This is a genomic window from Peribacillus sp. NPDC076916 (genome assembly GCF_050269675.1).
Lineage (GTDB): Bacteria > Bacillota > Bacilli > Bacillales > DSM-1321 > Peribacillus > Peribacillus aracenensis.
Window position 1 is genome coordinate 850,780 of sequence record NZ_JBNNIU010000001.1, and the last position, 18,041, is coordinate 868,820.

Annotated in this window: 16 protein-coding genes, 1 tRNA gene and 1 riboswitch; of the genes, 3 read left to right on the forward strand and 14 right to left on the reverse strand. The window is 39.8% G+C overall.

The features are described from left to right. Positions 1 to 948 carry a response regulator gene (locus tag ACQKFG_RS04230; protein WP_342615143.1) on the forward strand — a complete coding sequence of 316 codons (948 nt, stop codon included), beginning with the start codon at positions 1 to 3 and terminating at the stop codon, positions 946 to 948. A 78-nt stretch (positions 949 to 1,026) separates the two neighbouring features. Here ACQKFG_RS04230 and ACQKFG_RS04235 read toward each other — a convergent pair whose 3' ends face one another. The 7 genes from ACQKFG_RS04235 to ACQKFG_RS04265 form a co-directional block, all read right to left on the reverse strand. Beyond that, positions 1,027 to 2,034 carry a FecCD family ABC transporter permease gene (locus ACQKFG_RS04235; RefSeq protein WP_427556490.1) on the reverse strand — a complete coding sequence of 336 codons (1,008 nt, stop codon included), beginning with the start codon at positions 2,032 to 2,034 and terminating at the stop codon, positions 1,027 to 1,029. Further along, a complete protein-coding gene (locus ACQKFG_RS04240) occupies positions 2,031 to 3,041 on the reverse strand; it encodes a FecCD family ABC transporter permease (RefSeq protein WP_427556493.1) in 1,011 nt (336 codons plus the stop codon). Before ACQKFG_RS04240 ends, ACQKFG_RS04235 begins: the two co-directional genes overlap by 4 nt. A gap of 66 nt (positions 3,042 to 3,107) precedes the next feature. Next, entirely contained in the window at positions 3,108 to 4,028 is a 921-nt protein-coding gene (locus ACQKFG_RS04245) for an iron-hydroxamate ABC transporter substrate-binding protein (protein WP_192203432.1), read from the reverse strand. Beyond that, on the reverse strand, positions 3,979 to 4,827 hold the full coding sequence (locus tag ACQKFG_RS04250; protein WP_192203431.1) for an ABC transporter ATP-binding protein: 849 nt from the start codon (positions 4,825 to 4,827) through the stop codon (positions 3,979 to 3,981). The genes ACQKFG_RS04245 and ACQKFG_RS04250 overlap by 50 nt, the downstream gene beginning before the upstream one ends. A 290-nt stretch (positions 4,828 to 5,117) precedes the next feature. Next, positions 5,118 to 5,867 (reverse strand): oxygen-insensitive NADPH nitroreductase, encoded by a 750-nt coding sequence (gene nfsA, locus ACQKFG_RS04255; RefSeq protein ID WP_427556497.1) that lies wholly within the window; start codon positions 5,865 to 5,867, stop codon positions 5,118 to 5,120. An 81-nt stretch (positions 5,868 to 5,948) separates the two neighbouring features. Continuing rightward, a complete protein-coding gene (gene trmL / locus ACQKFG_RS04260; protein WP_192203429.1) occupies positions 5,949 to 6,437 on the reverse strand; it encodes a tRNA (uridine(34)/cytosine(34)/5-carboxymethylaminomethyluridine(34)-2'-O)-methyltransferase TrmL in 489 nt (162 codons plus the stop codon). A gap of 67 nt (positions 6,438 to 6,504) precedes the next feature. Continuing rightward, positions 6,505 to 7,362, reverse strand: coding sequence for an amidase domain-containing protein (locus ACQKFG_RS04265; protein ID WP_192203428.1), 858 nt, complete (start codon positions 7,360 to 7,362; stop codon positions 6,505 to 6,507). Positions 7,363 to 7,634: 272 nt separating this feature from the next. Here ACQKFG_RS04265 and ACQKFG_RS04270 point away from each other — a divergent pair, with 272 nt between their 5' ends. Next, the gene (locus ACQKFG_RS04270) at positions 7,635 to 8,327 is read left to right on the forward strand and encodes a DUF421 domain-containing protein (RefSeq protein WP_427556502.1); all 693 of its coding nucleotides are present in this window, start codon (positions 7,635 to 7,637) and stop codon (positions 8,325 to 8,327) included. Between the two features lie 473 nt (positions 8,328 to 8,800). On the opposite strand, the gene queG is transcribed toward ACQKFG_RS04270, so the two are convergent. Next, positions 8,801 to 9,940, reverse strand: a complete 1,140-nt coding sequence (gene queG, locus ACQKFG_RS04275; RefSeq protein ID WP_427556505.1) for a tRNA epoxyqueuosine(34) reductase QueG — start codon at positions 9,938 to 9,940, stop codon at positions 8,801 to 8,803. Positions 9,941 to 10,044: 104 nt separating this feature from the next. Here queG and ACQKFG_RS04280 point away from each other — a divergent pair, with 104 nt between their 5' ends. After that, a complete protein-coding gene (locus ACQKFG_RS04280; RefSeq protein WP_427556508.1) occupies positions 10,045 to 10,713 on the forward strand; it encodes a B3/B4 domain-containing protein in 669 nt (222 codons plus the stop codon). 434 nt (positions 10,714 to 11,147) lie between these two features. Here the strand turns inward: ACQKFG_RS04280 and ACQKFG_RS04285 are convergent. From ACQKFG_RS04285 to mgtE, 6 genes are all read right to left on the reverse strand, one after another. Next, positions 11,148 to 11,221 (reverse strand) — tRNA-Gly (locus ACQKFG_RS04285). Between the two features lie 185 nt (positions 11,222 to 11,406). Continuing rightward, complete coding sequence (locus ACQKFG_RS04290) at positions 11,407 to 11,820, reverse strand: YbjN domain-containing protein (protein WP_427556511.1); 414 nt, start codon at positions 11,818 to 11,820, stop codon at positions 11,407 to 11,409. A gap of 146 nt (positions 11,821 to 11,966) precedes the next feature. Further along, complete coding sequence (locus ACQKFG_RS04295) at positions 11,967 to 13,919, reverse strand: FUSC family protein (protein WP_427556514.1); 1,953 nt, start codon at positions 13,917 to 13,919, stop codon at positions 11,967 to 11,969. 405 nt (positions 13,920 to 14,324) lie between these two features. Next, positions 14,325 to 14,513 (reverse strand): hypothetical protein, encoded by a 189-nt coding sequence (locus ACQKFG_RS04300; protein WP_427556517.1) that lies wholly within the window; start codon positions 14,511 to 14,513, stop codon positions 14,325 to 14,327. 32 nt (positions 14,514 to 14,545) lie between these two features. Further along, a complete protein-coding gene (locus ACQKFG_RS04305) occupies positions 14,546 to 15,574 on the reverse strand; it encodes an NADP-dependent oxidoreductase (RefSeq protein ID WP_427556520.1) in 1,029 nt (342 codons plus the stop codon). A 483-nt stretch (positions 15,575 to 16,057) separates the two neighbouring features. Further along, positions 16,058 to 17,416 carry a magnesium transporter gene (gene mgtE / locus ACQKFG_RS04310; protein ID WP_192207971.1) on the reverse strand — a complete coding sequence of 453 codons (1,359 nt, stop codon included), beginning with the start codon at positions 17,414 to 17,416 and terminating at the stop codon, positions 16,058 to 16,060. Between the two features lie 282 nt (positions 17,417 to 17,698). Beyond that, a riboswitch (M-box (ykoK) riboswitch) is annotated at positions 17,699 to 17,864 on the reverse strand. Between the last annotated feature and the right edge of the window lie 177 nt (positions 17,865 to 18,041).

The window sequence follows — 18,041 nt, forward strand, 5'->3', positions numbered from 1 at the left end:
ATGCGTTTTTTTATAACAGATGATGATTGTGCGATACGTTCAAACTTGAGCCAAATTATTGAGAACGAAGATTTAGGAGAAGTGGTGGAGGAAGCCGAGGATGGAAGTCTATTAGAAGGACATATTTTGAATTTAAAACAAATCGATATACTATTTATTGATTTATTAATGCCGATCCGGGATGGCATTGAGACACTTCGTCATATAAAAAATACATTTAACGGGAAAATAATAATGATTTCGCAGGTTGAATCAAAGGATCTGATTGGCGAGGCATACTCACTTGGAATCGATTATTATATTACTAAACCAATCAATCGTATTGAAATATTAACAGTCATCCGAAAAGTCATGGAACGCATTCATTTAGAAAGATCGATCACAAATATCCAGGCCTCATTAAACAGTGTATTGAACTTTGAACAGCCAAAAGTTGATAAATCCAATCGTTATAATGAAAAAAGTATAAGAGAGGTGGGTGAGTTCCTTTTATCGGAATTAGGGATCGTTGGAGAAAAGGGTGCAAAAGATTTAATCGAAATGCTGCAATATTTATTTATGTATGAACGGACTTTTACTTTTGGAAGGCATTTCCCGACCCTTAAAGATATCTTTGTAGAAATCACCAAAAAAAAGCTCGGCACATCAGCTTTGCAGGTTGATATCAACCGGGAAATAAAAGCTGCCGAACAGCGAATACGCAGAACGATTAACCATTCGTTAAATCATTTTGCTTCGCTCGGTTTAACGGATTTTTCAAATCCGAAGTTTGAAAATTACGCTTCTAAATTTTTTGATTTCACAGTCGTTCGTCAAAAGATGAAAGAACTGCAAAATGATTCAACAATAGTCCTTACACCTACCCGGGTAAATACAAAAAAGTTTATTCAAGTGTTTTATTTCGAAGCGAAACGATTGAGTCCTGATGAAATAATTAGATATACATAATCCTAATTAAAACCAAAAACGGAAGCCCTGAAAAGACATCAAATCCCCTGAAAAATTTCAGGGGATTTTTGCAAGATTTTATTTTTTCAACAATAAATACATGAAATAAGGAGCACCGATCAATGCAACCATGATACCTGCAGGAATCCCCTCTGGTTCAATTATATTACGGCCTATTGTATCGGCAAGCAACAATAGCCATCCGCCGATTAAAATGGCAACCGGAATGAATAGTTGATTTCGAGGTCCTACCAAAGATTTTGCTATATGCGAGGACATAAGTCCAATGAATGCAATTCCGCCTGTAACAGAAACGGCAGCAGCGGCCAGTGCTACAGCCGTGATTAGCAATATGATCCGCTCCTTTTCAATCGATACACCGACCCCAATTGCTACCGGTTCACTTAAACCAAGCAGATTCAAACGATTTGCTTTATATAAAGTGAATGGAATGAGGATAATTAACCATGGAAGAACTGCCCAAATGAAAGGCCAATCCGTTCCCCATATATTTCCCGCCAACCATTTTGCGATGAAATCGACTTTGGCTCGTTCCGCTGATGAAATGAGGACAATCATCAGGCCTGAAAGCGCCATTGAAAAACCAACCCCTATCAATACTAACCGAACGGGTTCAAGGCCGCTCCTTCTCTTAAATGAGAGGATATATATTAAGCAGGCCGTCAATAACGCGCCGATAAAACCGACAAGCGGAACCATATAAACAAACGATCCAGCGTCAAGCGGGAAAAACAGAAAGAAAGCGGCTATGGAAACACCGGCTCCTGAGTTGATCCCGATGATTCCAGGATCGGCTAAATCATTACGTGTGATTCCTTGAAGGATGGCTCCCGACAGTGCAAGAGCCATGCCTGCTAAAATGGTAATGATGATTCGTGGTAATCGGACGGAAAATAATATGAATTCCTCTTTAAATGTCCCTTGCCCGAAAAGCGTTGGAATCAGTCTCCCTAAAGAAAGATTCGAATATCCCGAACACGTCCCTATAATGATTGTAATGATAATGAGTGCGGATAGTGCACCTACTATCCATCGCTGTTTTTTGACTAGAGCTGACTGGATCATGAAAATGCTTTACCTCCTTTACGCACGATTAGGAGGAAGAAAGGTAAACCAATCATCGCAACAATCGCTACCACAGGTGTTTCATATGGAGAATTGATTGTACGGCCGATCGTATCGGCAAGTAGCATGAAAGTGGCCCCTAAAATCGCAGACATAGGCAGGATGAATCGATAATCCGTACCCACGAAAACCCGGACCATATGGGGGACCATTAACCCGATGAATACCATATTTCCAACAAGTGCAACGGCAGCGCCTGCCAGGAGAATGATGACTACGAAGAGAACCGCCTTTATTTGTGTGGTCTTTTGACCTAATCCTACCGCCACTTCTTCACTTAAGCTCAGTATGGTGAGCTGTCTGGAAAAGATAAGGGAGATAAGGATGCCTATTAAAATGAACGGGACGATTACACGAAGCTGGTCCCATGATGTTCCAATATTCCCGCCTGCAGTCCACATCGATACATCTTTTGATACTTTGAAATATAGGCCGACCCCTTGCGAAACGGCAAAAAGGAATGCAGAGACTGCAGCACCAGCCAATACGATCCGTAAAGGAGAAAATCCTCCCTTTTTCATAGCACCGATCCCGAAAACCATGGTTGCCCCCACAGCAGAACCTATGAAACACGCAATCATGATTCCTAAATTATTGGCATTTGGAATAAATGCCAAAGTAATGGCGAGACCTGCATTGGCTCCTGCCGTCAATCCAAGCAACCCCGGATCAGCAAGTGGATTCCTAGTCATTCCCTGCATGATGGCACCGGAAACGGCAAGTGCTGCACCCACAAAGATTGCCCCCACTTCTCGAGGGAAACGGATTTCCCGAATGATTGAAAGCTTTTCACCAGCAGCATTTGATGTCAGTGCTTGCCAGACATCTTTTACGGTAACATCCGCAGCACCAAATGCCATTGAAATAATGAACATGCCTATGAATAGAGCGATCCCTATGATCAGTTTATATATAAATGGGATGAAACGTTGATTTTCATTAGTCATCTGTCTCTCTCATCTCTTTTTTATAGAATAAAAGGAGAGGAATTGGAATCCCTCTCCCTCGCTGTATTATTTTCCAAGAAAACTTTTGGAAAAGAAGTCTAATTGATATTCTAATGTTATTGGATCATTGAAGTAGAATTTTTTTGCATCAGCTTCATATAGTTGATTGTTTTTAACGGCAGGTATGTTTTTAAACGTATCTGTTTGCTGGAATGAATTGTCCTGATCTTTGTTATTGCTCAAAATCACATAATCACCGGCATAGTCTTTCAGGACTTCTAATGATAAGGCAAAGTAACCATCTTTCAATGCCGTTTCTTTTACCTTTTCCGGCATGCCCAATTTCATTTCTTGATAAAGGATTTCCGTTCCACGGCCCCAATTATCGCCGTATACATAGAACTGTTTATCAAACTTTTCGAAAACGGAAACGGTAGCATCTTCTCCAATTTTAGCCTTAATTTCATCACCGGTTGTTTTTGCCCGTTTTTTGAAATCATCCACCCATGCTTGAGCTTCTTTTTCTTTATTCAAAAGTTTACCAATTTCTACATGTTGTGTTAAATAGTCCACTTTTCCGTATGTATACGTTACAGTTGGAGCAATTTCCTTTAATTTATCCACATTTTTAATCGTTGATAAACCAATGATTAAATCCGGATTCAACTCGATGATTTTTTCCAGGTTTTCGTCCGTTACTTCCTCGACATTTTTTAACTCTTTAAAGTTCGGGTTCATTTTAGACCACGAATCAACCCCTACAAGGTTAACATCCAATGCCATTACATTACCTGCGAAAGATGATAGTACTAAAACACGCTGAGGATCTGCCGGAACTTCAACAGGACCATTTTCAGATTGATATGTGATGGTACCTGATTTTCCCTTTTTTGAAGCGGTGCTTTTTTCTTTTTCGGTTGACTCGTTACCACAAGCACTAATAATTAACACTAACAGCAGTATAAACGGGATCATTATCTTTTTCATTTGTTGTCAAATCTCCTTTTAATAAATTGTATGTGCTGCACATTGGTTTGTTCGTTCGTTGATCTCGCCCGATTACCGCATCAATATGGAATACTTCCTTAAGCACTTCATGAGTGATGACTTCTTCGCAATCACCCGCTTTCACTATTTCCCCGTCCTTTAAGGCAATGATATAGTCGGCAAAGCGAGCAGCCTGGTTTAAATCATGAAGAACCATGACGATTGTACGTCCCTGTTCTACATTCAGCTTCTGTAATAATTCTAGAACCTCCAGTTGATGCGCCATATCCAAATAAGTGGTCGGCTCATCAAGGAAAATGATTTCCGTTTCCTGGGCAAGGGCCATGGCAATCCAAACACGCTGGCGCTGACCTCCTGAAAGAGCATCCACCGGACGGAACTTAAAGTCTTTCGTTCCGGTCACTTCAAGTGCCCAATCAATCACATCATAGTCTTTTTGGGTCAGGCGCCCAAAACCTTTTTGATAGGGAAAACGCCCATATGATACGAGCTCCCCAACCGTCAATCCGCTTGCACTCTCGGGTGTCTGCGGAAGTATGGCCATTTTTCTTGCAAGGATCTTAGTGCTTTCTTTTGAAATATTCACTCCATCTAAAACAACCGAACCTGATTGATTTGGAATGATCCTGGTGATCGCTTTCAAAAGTGTGGATTTTCCACATCCATTTGAACCGATGATCGTTGTGATTTTTTTATCTGGAATTTCCACACTGAGATCTTTTACAATTAAACGTTCACCATAACCAATATTTAAATTCTCTGTATATAGGCGAACCATTTTTTAACCTCCATTTACTGAAAAATAGATAAGTAAAAACTCAAATGAAAATGATTATCATTATCCATTACCTAATTACTATAATTCTATCTATATATATTGTCAATGGTAATTTCATGGGCATATAAGAAGAAATTCTGCCGGGGTTTCTTGAGCCAACCGTATATAAATGAAAACGGTAAAGATCCCGGAAACATTTCCGGGATCTTTACCGCTTGGCCCATATTCAGGACTTTGAAAGATGTCATTTATGGGAAGGCAAGAATATTCCTAATAAGCAATTTCATCTATCAATGTTTCTTAAAACCTTGTTTTTCAACATAATCTTTCATGTACAACCTGCTTTTCTTTCCAAGCATTCCAGCCATTTGACCGGTCCAGGTGTCTTTTCGTTTACCTTTAGTCCGTTGCTCGTAATAGCTCGAAATCGTTTCATTATACTCTTCAAGTTGTCCGATGAACTCTTGCTTATCCTCCTGATATCCATTTTCATGATAGATATTGGCCAGCGGCAAACGCGGCTTTTTATCCGAACGGTTTTTCGGATATCCGACCACTAAACCGAATAATGGTATAACGCGATGCGGTATATTCAAAATCGCTGCCACTTCCGGGAGATTATTGCGGATCCCGCCTATATAGCAAATGCCAAGATCCATCGATTCTGCTGCCAATGCTGCATTTTGAGCCGCAAGAGCAGCATCGATACAGGCAACCATGAATTTCTCCGTACTTTCAATCGATTCGGACAGGTCCGTGTTTTCCATTTCGGAAACCCTATCCTGACGATATAAATCGGCGCAAAAGACGAATAGATGTCCATTCTTCTCTACATATGATTGTGGTCCGGCAAGTTCAGCAAGCTTGGCTTTCTTATCGGGATCGGTTACCCCTATGATTGAATACGCTTGGATATAGCTTGAAGTCGATGCCGCTTGGGCACATTCCACAATCGTATTGATTTGCTCCTCAGACAATAACTTGTCCTCAAAAGAACGAATGGAACGGTGATCTAAAATCTTCTCAATAATGTTATTCAATGCTCCCACCCCTTAAGAATATGTAAAATATCCATCATCGGGGCTCAAATGTCCCCGATGACAGTATGACATTGGTGAAACTCAACCTTTTGTTTTCAAATCCAATTCACGGTAATTTTGCTGTCTCAGTGCTTCATAAACCAAGATGGCAGCCGTGTTCGACAGATTAAGGGAACGTACTTTATCCGTCATCGGAATCCGCAGGCACCGATCCATATTTTCTTTGATCAATTCTTTCGGAAGACCCGTCGTTTCACGGCCAAAAATGAAGTATATTTCACTGTCTTGATCACTGTAATCGAAGCTGGAATGCGGCTGCTCTCCAAATTTCGTTAAGTAATAAAATTCACCGCCGGCATTTCTTTCATAAAACTCTTCTAACGAATCATAATAATGGATCTTTACATTTTCCCAATAATCGAGACCGGCCCGTTTAAGCTGTTTGTCATCCGTCGAGAAACCGAGCGGGCGGATGAGATGTAAAGACGTATCCGTCCCTGCACATGTTCTTGCGATATTTCCTGTATTTGCTGGAATCTGTGGTTGATATAAAACTACATGTATTGACACTTCATTTTCACCTCTAGTTTGAACTTCACCTTAATTATAGCATTAAACAAAAAAGACTAAAAACCAATCACCCTCCATCCAAAATCACAAAGAATTTATAAACGATGTTTGGTGTATACCTGGTCGAATCTTCATACGTCCAATATCGGTGACGGCTGTTCATCGTATGTGCATTCACAAGCGGCATCCCGTCCTGATCCTTCGCCGTAACAATCAAGTTATGATCAAACCGTCCGTCGCCTTCGAAATCTATGCAGAGGATGTCACCCAAATTCAATTCCTTGGCCGACTCCACCCGCTTTGTCCTGATGACATTCCCGGCTTTAAGCAGATGATATAAGGAATGGGCCGTCGTCCATGTGTAACTCCAGCTTTTTCCCCTTATCCACCAGCCCTTATTTTTGTTTGGCGCCCCCCACATCGGTATTCCTCCCGCATGTAAACATTGTGAAATGAAATTCGTACAATCATCAGTGAATTTATGATAAGCCGGATTGAATTCATTCCACCAACGCTCGGCATATTGGACGGCCTTCATCCGATCATATTTATATGCGAGACGATCTGCGCCTGGATCACATTTTGGCGGTGCCTCTTCGGTTTCAAAGGTGGGAAAAAGCTCACGTTCATCCACTATATACCCATTTCGAAACCGGGCCTCCCTTTCTTCCATTTCTTCTTCTATATAAAATGAATCCTCCTGTTTCAATAAATATTGCAGATGCACATGATATGTCAGGACTGTATCATTATCTTCCTTTTTCCTCGAATGCACCTTCCCTGCCGCATTCACCCGAACAATTTCAGCAGCACGGTTCCTCATCATTTCCCTCTTCAAATGTAACTTCCTTTCACTCCGCTCCAAATCATCGGAAGTATAAAACTCCACTCTTTCTTGTAAAAGGCGTTGCAATTGTTCCCTCAAGTTCATGCCCTCCTTCTTACCATCTATGCTAATGTGTATGTGCGAAGGGGATTAAAATGCACCTGACGATTTCCCTCGCCTTTTGATTTTAAAGGGCAATCCAAACAACCCTTACATTCATAAATTTTAAAGTCACGTGTGAAGCCTTTCCGTATGGGTCGATTACAGTATGGCTTTTTTATGCTGAATTATAATCAAAGTAATATTGGGGAAATTATAAGAATGAATACACAATTTTCTAACTTGATTAGACCAGATTGGAGACGGAAATTTTGAGCATTATTGAAGTGTTAAGTAGGGTGGTCGCTGCTTTTGTGGTTTTACTATTGATTACTCGAATTATGGGAAAAAAACAAGTAAGTCAGTTGACTTACTTCAACTATATTACAGGTATCACTATCGGCGCGGTGGCTGCTTCCATCACAATTGATACAAGTATTGATATGGTTGACGCCTTCGTTAGTTTAATCGGTTGGTCCGTACTCACTATTCTTGTAAGCTTTATTAATTTAAAATCTCCAAAAGCTCGTATAATACTTGACGGCGAACCTACAATTGTAATCAAAGATGGAAAAATCCTAGAGAACGCTTTGAAAGGGGAAAGATTAAACATGGATGACCTTAGCATGCTGTTGCGAGAACAAAGCATATTCTCCATGCAAGAGGTAAACTATTCCGTTTTAGAACCAAATGGTCAATTGTCTGTCTTAAAAAAAGTGGATAGCCAGAGTGTTTCCAAAAAGGATATTACTTATGTGAAACCATTATACATACCTACAGAAATTATTGTGGATGGAAAAATCGTTCCTCATAATTTAAGTAAACTGAGTTTAAACCAAAACTGGTTGGAAACGCAATTACAGCAGTTTGGTGTATGCCCACAAGATGTATTTTATGCTGAAATACAAAGTGATGGCACTTTGTATATAGATAAAAGACAAGATGACCAGTTTCCTCCACGTTAAGAGGGATAGGGGGACTCAAGTCATTTAAATTCGGACAGTCATGCTTCGAGAGCTAACGATTTGCTGATTATTAACAGCCCAATAATCTCTCTTTTTAGGTACCCACAGGTATATATATTTATATATATACAAATATCCCCACCATAGGAATAGCATAACAACTAGTTATTCAGAATGGAAAGTGTCCGAAATAAGCGGTGCTGCAGTTCACCTAAAGTATGAATTGGTAGATGCCGTAACAAATATACCCGTATAACAGCAATCTTATTATGGGGATGTAAGTTCTGCTGAAAATCGATACTGGTTTTATCTTCTGTTCAATAATGTATTTACTACAAAGACTACTACTTAGTGAATATAAAATGACAGCTATCCGGTTACCTTCAGTGATAATGTCCATAACTAGAAAAAAGAGAAAGAAGCTGCCCCAAAAGTCATTTACGTCTTATGGGACAGCCTCTACATCTTAAATATCATTTTGTTTCCAAGGTAAACTGCAGTCCTTTCTCAATTTCCGCCAGTACCTCTTCATCCGTTTCCTTCATTCTTGCTTCCTCCAGAACGGAAACGGCCTGCTCCCGGCCAATTTTCCCAACTGCCCAAGCCGCCGTTCCTCGGATTACAGGCCTTGGGTCTTCCTTCATGACCTGTATCAATTGGGGTAATGCCGTTTCATCTTTGAAGTGGGCCAGTGCTAAAATGGCATTTCGTTGGATTGGCTTTTTACCACGCCATGAGCCAGATACATGGCCGTATTTCTCTTTAAAGTCCCGATTTGAAATCGTAAGCAGTGGTTTCAACAGCGGTTTCGCCAGCTCGGGGTCGGGTTCCATCTCTTCATGGAAATGAAAATCCATTCCTTTGTTTTTCGGACAAACTGTCTGGCATGTATCACACCCATACAAACGATTGCCTATTTTCGTCCTGAACTCATCCGGAAGGAAACCTTTTGTCTGGGTTAAGAATGCAATGCAACGCTTGGAATTTAGCTGCCCGCCCTGAACGAGCGCACCAGTCGGGCAAACATCGACACATTTATTGCATGTCCCGCATTGATCTTCCATCGGTTGATCAGGTTCAAATGGCAGGTTTGTAATCATGTCCCCCAAATATACATAAGACCCGAATTCCGGAGTGATGATCATACTGTTTTTTCCACTCCAGCCAATTCCCGCACGCTCAGCCACTGCCCTATCTGATAATTCACCCGTATCAACCATGGATTTCGTCAATGCCCCTGGCACTTTATCTTTAATGAAATTCTCAAGTAACTGCAATCTATTTCGAAGAACGGTATGATAATCCGTTCCCCAAGAAGCCCTGCAAAAGATCCCGCGTCGCTCACTTTTTGTACTTTGCGGAGCATCCTTCAATTTCGAAGGATAAGCAAGCGCAATCGAAATGATGGATTGCGGTTTATCGAATATCAATTCAGGCCTTACCCTCTTTTCTATATCGGTTTCTTCAAACCCTGACTGATAATCCAGCTTCTGTTGACGTATCAGCCTACCTTTCAATTCGGTAAAAGCCGTGGCTGATGTAAAGCCGATTTTATCAATGCCGATTTCCTTACTATATAAAATAACTTCTTGCTTGAATAAGTTCATATCCATACTAATCACCTACTTCATTCAGTATTCCCATTGAAGCTTGAATCCATTTCAAACCATTGCTATCTATGATAAACTAATTGCAATCATTTTTGGAGGTGAAACGGTTGGAAATTACTATATCAGCTAATCTAAGCAGTAAAATCCCTGAATTCAAAGTTGGGATCATTACATATGAAAAAATCGAAGTAGGTCCCTCCCCGCAAATGGTGAAAGGAAGACTTCAACTATTTCAGGAAGCACTTTTCTTCGACCTTGAAGAAAAGGAATTGACCGACTTTTCCGGAATTAAAGCGTGGCGGGAGATTTTCAAGGCTACAGGAACAAACCCGTCACGGTATCGCCCCTCCGTGGAAGCCCTTTACCGCCGCATAAAAAAACAGAATTACTTGGCACCCATCCATTCAGCCATCGATTTGAATAACTTCTTCTCGCTGTTATATGAAGTTCCGATCGGCATTTATGATGCGGACAAATTATCAGGAGACATCTCGATAAAGATTGGCGAAGGGTCAGATGGTTATGAGGGGTTGAATGGCCGCTTGAATTCCATGGAAAATATGATTACATCAGCCGACCATGATGGCGCATTCGGAAGTCCTTACGTTGATTCAGAACGCACGAAAGTCACCGAAGGAACGAAAAAGGCCATCCAAATCATATATTTACAACCCAATACTCCAATCACCGAAGCAAATCAGCTAACGAAATCCTTGATGGACATGTTCCTTGAGATCCATGGGGGTGTAGGAACTTACTCGATTGTAGAAGGATGATTAAAACTGAACGGAAATAAGCCCTTTCCACAATCGGAAGGGGTCTTTTCATGATTTTTCCTAACTTATATGGATAAATAAAACCCGTGCGCGAATATCCTTTTATTCAACCGTTCGGTCATACCTAATTACACAACTTTTTCAGTTTGGACAATAAAAGCACACACCTATTCAAACTGATTCTACTTACGTAGTTAATCTCTTTGAACAAGTTTGTTCTGCATCGAAATCCCCACTCTTCCAGATGAAGGATCACAATAAATAGAAAGCCACGATTTTCGTTACGGTATGACATCCGGCATTACCGCTTCCATAGAATGTAGTTAATTGGGACAATAAAAAAATCCCACTGTAAACAGTAGAATTCTTGTAATAATATTTAAACGCAAAGCTTCGTTCTCCAGGTAACGAAACCCTACGTTATGAGTATGTATTGGAGCGGGTGAAGGGAATCGAACCCTCATCATCAGCTTGGAAGGCTGAGGTTTTACCACTAAACTACACCCGCATATCCTTGTAGAACTTTGTCGAATCACTAACAAAATTAATTATATAGTTTAATGTGAAAAAATGCAATAGTTCTTTTAAAAAAATTTAATAATTAATGTATTGTAACGTTAATATATTCATTCACTCTAGTAAAGATGTTAAAAGTCCCCTGATTCAGAGAACTTTTTCATCCTATATGATGATTTAAGACCAAATGACTTCCATTAACCGCGGATAAACCTGCTGTGCCGTTTCAAGCAGCATGATTAACTTCCTGAATGCCAGATCCGGTACGATGTCCCCCTCAATGGAGTATGAATACCGAATGGAAATGGTCCCATTTTCTTCATACAGCTTTGAATACCTAAAATTAGCATTATATTCATTCAACAGTGTATGTACATCCTGTCTCTTTTCAGGATTCTTCAACTCGGCGACATTAAAGCAAAATAAGTCCGCCACATTTTCATCTTGATTGAAAGCAAATACTAAAAGGACCTTCCACCCGTCCTTTAACTTTTGCTCGGCTCTAAAAAAGGTGGTGCCATCTTCTTTCAACTCATTCATATAGATTTTCTCACTAGTTAAAAAATCACGAAATTTAGCAACGTTTGACATGGTTCATCACCTTTCTGTTTGTAAATACATTTTATAATGAAAACCGGCATTTTTACAGACTTTTCTATAATCCTGCAAATTTCATCCTATTAACAGTGGCGAATGAGATTCTAATAAGAACTCCCTTATTAGAATCACTAGATTAATTAGCTCGTTGCTTCACCGCTAAATCGAAGTGCTTTTTGAAGATCCAAAATTTCGTGGCGGATTTTTGAGTACCCTTCAATTTCCGGAACCTCTTTATTAGTAAGTGGCCTCCCCTTATCTGCAGCGATTGCCATTGTTTCAAAAACATACAGTAATTGAGCAAGTTCACGCTCTGAAAGTACCGACCGTTCAGAGAATTTCAAGCTTGCATTTAAATAATATCCCAACTGTTCTATCGAAAATATCACGGGCCAAAGAGATTCCAGTCTAGCCTTGTTTTTGAATATCTCACCAAGAGCCGCATTGTAGACCGTTAATAGATTCACCATATTGGTTTGCATTTTGTTCCTTTCACTGCTTTCATCGATTGCAAGTCCATTATCATGTCCAGAGAACGCCACCAACAGAAATTGCCCCTGGCTTCGAATTGTTTTGGCCATCAAATGATTGAGAAGGCTTGAGGCCGATTGACTGCCGATTAACAGCGATCCAAGAAGACCTATCATGCTCCCAACGACGATATCGGTTATTCTTACGGTCGCAAAAAAACTAAAATCATAGCTTTGCGTTGAATATTCCGCCATGATTAAAGCTGAAGGGGTAAAAAACATCGCCGCCAATCCATAATTCCGTACGATAAAAAGCTCTGTAATGATTGTCAAACACAAAATGATCAGAACGATAATGAACTCGTTATGAACGGATGCAAGAATTAAGCTTGCTAATAGGAGTCCGATGATTGTCCCGAAGGTCCTTTGTACCGCACGATGAAATGTGGCAACGATGGTCGCACCTGACATAACGGCTGCACATGATAAGGGAATCCAATACGAACGGTTAAAATCAGCGGAATAGGCGATGATGGCGGCAATGGTAAGGATTGTTCCATATCGAATGGAAGAGAGAAAGACAATCGAGTTCTTGTCGAACGCCCCAAGAAAAATCGTTTTTAATGAAGGCTTTGAGATTGAAGCTTCTTGGTGGATTTTACTAACCGGTTCATTCATGATGGCATCTGCATTGTAAATTTCATCGAATAGCTTTTCCACCTCTAGTTCCATTTGGTCCGGCTGAAGAATTTTTGATTCATTTTTAGTTTTAGATGCAATGGAGACGGCCAAGGCACGTACCGATTGTCCTAATTCTGGCGGTAGCACAGCCTTTTTATGCAAGGATAGTTCCAATGCTTCCAGGAAAATGACATTTGCCTGGTCATTCAATAGAAACAACCGCTTTAGCATGTCTGAGCTTCGCCTGTTTGAAAACCCGGCTAACAATGTATCTTCCGCTTGTTTCATCGCCAATACCGTTCTTTGTCTTGCTGCATTGAATCCCCCGGTGCCTAGCGAATCAAAGAATGCACCCAATTCTCTGTACACCTTTTCCACCGCAAGCTTTTCTGGTCCATGAGGATTGAAAAACCAACCTAACATACAGATTATCCAAGACAGTGCCCCCCCCAATAAAACAAGACCTCCACGCAACGGCGCAAGCGTCTGATCAATGGGCATACCTGTCGCTAGCGCAAAACTCAAGACAAAGAAAACCGCCGAAGGACCGGTAATCTTTAATGCACTAAAAATAAAAAAAACACTTGCCCCGATGATCCCCATCATTATGGCTGTTCCCAATTGGTATGGAGCCAAAAGTGTCCCTAATACAACAGATAAAGCAAGACCCACCATCACAAAGAAAATCTTTTTAGCTCTTTGGTAATACGGTTGGTTAAATACATATAAATAAGTGAACCCGCCTATTCCTGCCAGTAAACCGTACGCTAAATTGCCGAATAATAAGCCAATTAAAACAGGTAAGGCAGCCGCTATCCCTGCACTTAAAGCTTTTATCCAAGGAAATGGATTCTTTTTTAATTCAAAAGCCTGTTTAAATGTCGTATGTATTACATCCAACTTCAGGGATTTTGAAGATGTCCCTTGCTTATTTTTACTCATTTCAATTTTCCCTTCCACCAAATGATTACCTAGGTAACTATTCTTTTTCTTTATCATATCATTATGTCGAGAGCTATGTTTATAGAGACCCTTTTTTAATATCCTTCATATGGAACAAAAGATACGGTAAAGGGTAAAGAATTCTTTAAAACCTTTGTTTTTCACCTACTTTTCGTATGATTTCCACACGTATCGAAGTCCTTGACTTTCAAGATGGAGCATCACTGTCATGACTTCAACAGATATGTAGACAAACACGGCCTTTCATGTGTTAGTGACTAGTATCGAAATTATTGATGATATATAACTATCTTATCTCGGATGTTATTCATAACAACAAATTGTCCGAAAACGACATTGATTCCAACATATGAAAATCCAGAGAATCCTTTGCATATTTTATTCCTAAGGTTGATTATCTTTCATGAAGGACATGCTTTGTAAATGATCAGGAATGGACACCCCTATACCCAAATAAAAAAGGTCGAAGCACATCAATTTAGCTGAAAGATGTGCTTCGACCTCTATTATTGGTTTAACGGGATTTTTTTGAAATAACAGCTCTTTTAATACACCCTCATTTTCAAAGGTCAAACAAGATTCCGCCTCCACTTTGTTCCCTAATCTTATAGTTGAGCGAATTCAGGTTCCGCAACTTTTACAAGCTGTTTACCAAGGTTCGTTCCTTTAAATAAACCTAAAAAGGCATCAGTTGTGTTTTCGAACCCTTCAATAATCGTTTCTTCATACTTCAGCTTTCCTTCTTGAAGCCACTTACCTAAATCCGTAGCCCCCTCTTGGAATCTAGCGGCATAATTCCCAACTGTGAAACCTTTCATAAGGGCACTCGTTTTGATCATCGCCGATTGCAGACGCGGTCCTAGATCTTTCCCTTCTGCATTATAGGAGGAAATCGCTCCGCATAATGGAATTCGGGCATTTGCATTCAAAAGTGTGAAAACAGCATCGGACACCTCGCCGCCCACATTATCGAAATAAACATCGACTCCATCGGGAACAGCATTAGCTAAATCTGTCTTAAAACTATCTCTTTTATAATTTACGGCTCCATCAAATCCGAGCTCTTTCGTTAAGTACTCAAGTTTTTCATCTGAACCGGCGATGCCAACAACCTTCGCACCTTTAATCTTAGCAATTTGTCCGACTGCTGAACCAACTGCTCCAGCCGCTCCTGAAACCACTACAGTTTCACCTTCTTGAGGTTTACCAATATCAAGCAAGCCAAAATATGCAGTTAAACCGGTCATTCCAAGAATCCCTAAATGAGTTGTGACCGGAGCCACCTTGGGATCAATCACGCGGATTTCCTTTTCAGTGACAACTGTGTATTCTGCCCAGTCGATATTCCCAACAACGACATCCCCTTGTTTGAAGGAATTCGATTTGGACTCAACAACTTCAGCAACCACTCCACCGGTGATAACCTTATTCAATTCAAATGGAGCAATATATGATTTTGTATCTTGCATTCTGCCACGCATGTATGGATCGACAGATAAATATAGTGTACGTACTAAAATCTCATTATCCTTTGGTGTGGGAACGTCACTCTCAACAAAGTTAAAATCCCCTTTCGAAGGCATACCTTTTGGACGATTTACCAGGGTGATCATTTGCTGTTTGGTTTGTGTCATCATTGTTCCTCCTTGGTTTTAAATACGTAATTTCGAAAAGAAGCGTATCACTGATGAAGTTCATAGGTCAAAGAATATGATTGGCTATTGCTTCATAACACTCTTTATGTAGCCTTTCCTGAAAATCCTAAACTTGCTACGACCTATTATGTCCCATGTTTCTCTTTCATATAAAGGTCATCAGCAAATGACTTTTTTACCTTCAATGTTCGTTTAAGAATAAATCATGTACGTAGACTTCTATATTATACGGTTCGCTTCCCAGGAAAATTTAACGGCCTTTCCCCTTTTGGATACCGGAAAAGGCCGCAGCTTTTTTTAATCTGCTTGGCAAATGTTCAAGCTCAGCAGCTACTTTTTTTCTTCTTATCTATAATCCCGATTTAAAACGTCGGCATGGACATTTTGTTCTGAAATCTTTGAGACTGAGTTCACACTTAAAAAAACTTTACAAGCATATGGGAACTTGGTTTACTGGAAAGTCTACATCAATTTTGAAATAAACATCGTTGCAATTCCAAAGTAAATGAGTAACGAAAGTATATCATTCAATGTTGTAATTAGCGGACCAGAAGCAACGGCAGGATCTATGTTGAATTTATATAATATCAAAGGAATAATGGTCCCAGCTAACGTCCCGATAATTAGGGTCATCACTAACGAACTTCCAACCACTAATCCCAGAACGGGATTTCCCTGCCAAACATAAGCAATGATGGAAATTAATATTCCACAGGTAATTCCTATTATCAATCCAACTTTCATTTCCCGTATTATAAGTCTGGTTACGACACCTTTATCCGTATCACTGGTGATTAGGCCTCTTACAACAACAGCTAAAGATTGAGTACCTGTATTTCCAGTCATCCCTGCGATCATCGGCATGAAGAAAGCAAGTGCAACAACTTTGGACAATGTTTCTTCAAAACCGCTTATTATAGTTCCGGACACTAATCCGATAAATAAAAGTAAAATAAGCCAGGGTAGCCTACGATATGCGGCCACGTGTGCCTTCGTGTCAAAGTCTATAGCTTTACCCGAAGCCGATAATTTTTCAATATCTTCATTCGCTTCCTTAATGACAACATCAATAATATCATCGACGGTCACAATTCCTAATAACTCATTATTTTTTTCAACTACAGGAATTGCTAAAAAATCATATCGCTCAATAACACGCGCTACCTCTTCCTGGTCTTCATAAGCAGATACGGAGATAACCCGGCTATACATAATATCTTGAATTTTTTCAGATTCATCATTTATTATTAAATCCCGATATGACACAACACCTACTAATTTTTTATCATTATCTATTACATAAAGATAATTGATCGTTTCCGAAAACTCTGCAAAGATTTTCAGCTTTTCAACTGATTCTCGAACCGTATAATGTTGGGGTATCCATACGAAACGGTTTGTCATTATTCGCCCTGCCGTCTCAGGTGGATAATTCATGATATTTTGAACGATTTTTGATTCTTCTTGTTTCATACCTGAAAGAAGTTCTTCAATTTTTTCAGGGGATAGGTCCTCTAACAATGAAGCTAGATCATCATTATCCATTAGATCCATTACATGGCCGGATTTCTCTATTCCTAATTTACTAAGGATTTTCAATTGATGAACCTTTTCAACTTCTTGAATCAGTTCAGCGATTTGTTCTGAATCAAGTAATAACAAGAAACGTGTATGATGTTTTTCTGGAAGCCCCTCAAAAATTCGCGCAATGTCATATGGTTGGAGTTCTTCTAATATTGCTTGAAATTCTTTCTTTTTTCCTTCTTTTAATACTTTTATGATTTGTAAAGTCATTTGATCTTCCGTCAGGATTTTTATCATTTCGTCACTCACTCCTTTTTAGGGGAGCCAAAAATATTTCCCTTAAATATCAAGGGTAAAAAAATATTATTATTCCCCTTCCCAAACTCTTTGTGTTCATTCAATTTTCATTAAGCTTCGAATATATCGTCGTGAATAGTTCCCCACTATCCTCACCTCCAGAAAAAAATAAAAGCACCTCCATTACAAATGGAGGTGCTTAATACGGTTTATATGCGTACATTGCCTGGATGACAAATACAAACAGTCGTATATGACTGAATGACAAATACAAGCATAAATCCAGTTCCTCCATTCGTAGAGCTTTAGCACTGTGTGGCATAGGACAAAGCCAGCTACATTAAAAACCACCTTATGTCGATGGTTTCTGTTGACCCATTGGCGTCTTTCGACATTTTTGGGCAGTAGCGTATCTCCTACACAGGAGCCTCACCTAACGAGGATATTTAATTTACAAATCCACTTTAAAAGAGTTTCTTTTAGATGTCAATGTTTGATTCAAATCATTCTAATTTTGACCTAATATCTTACCTTTAAAAGAGTACCATGAGAAAAACACCGATTTAAGCGCTCCCGATTAAGACAGTCTGGTTGAATGTCTCTTCGATATTTTTTTAAAACGTCC

Bases quoted from the DNA above. Each gene is read 5' to 3' on its own strand.
- ACQKFG_RS04305 (WP_427556520.1), bottom strand. From the start codon at position 15,574: ATGACACAAACCAAACAGCAAATGATCACCCTGGTAAATCGTCCAAAA.
- ACQKFG_RS04230 (WP_342615143.1), top strand. From the start codon at position 1: ATGCGTTTTTTTATAACAGATGATGATTGTGCGATACGTTCAAACTTG.
- ACQKFG_RS04290 (WP_427556511.1), bottom strand. From the start codon at position 11,820: ATGTCAAACGTTGCTAAATTTCGTGATTTTTTAACTAGTGAGAAAATC.
- queG (WP_427556505.1), bottom strand. From the start codon at position 9,940: ATGGATATGAACTTATTCAAGCAAGAAGTTATTTTATATAGTAAGGAA.
- mgtE (WP_192207971.1), bottom strand. From the start codon at position 17,416: ATGATAAAAATCCTGACGGAAGATCAAATGACTTTACAAATCATAAAA.
- ACQKFG_RS04240 (WP_427556493.1), bottom strand. From the start codon at position 3,041: ATGACTAATGAAAATCAACGTTTCATCCCATTTATATATAAACTGATC.
- ACQKFG_RS04250 (WP_192203431.1), bottom strand. From the start codon at position 4,827: ATGGTTCGCCTATATACAGAGAATTTAAATATTGGTTATGGTGAACGT.
- ACQKFG_RS04245 (WP_192203432.1), bottom strand. From the start codon at position 4,028: ATGAAAAAGATAATGATCCCGTTTATACTGCTGTTAGTGTTAATTATT.
- ACQKFG_RS04295 (WP_427556514.1), bottom strand. From the start codon at position 13,919: ATGAGTAAAAATAAGCAAGGGACATCTTCAAAATCCCTGAAGTTGGAT.
- ACQKFG_RS04235 (WP_427556490.1), bottom strand. From the start codon at position 2,034: ATGATCCAGTCAGCTCTAGTCAAAAAACAGCGATGGATAGTAGGTGCA.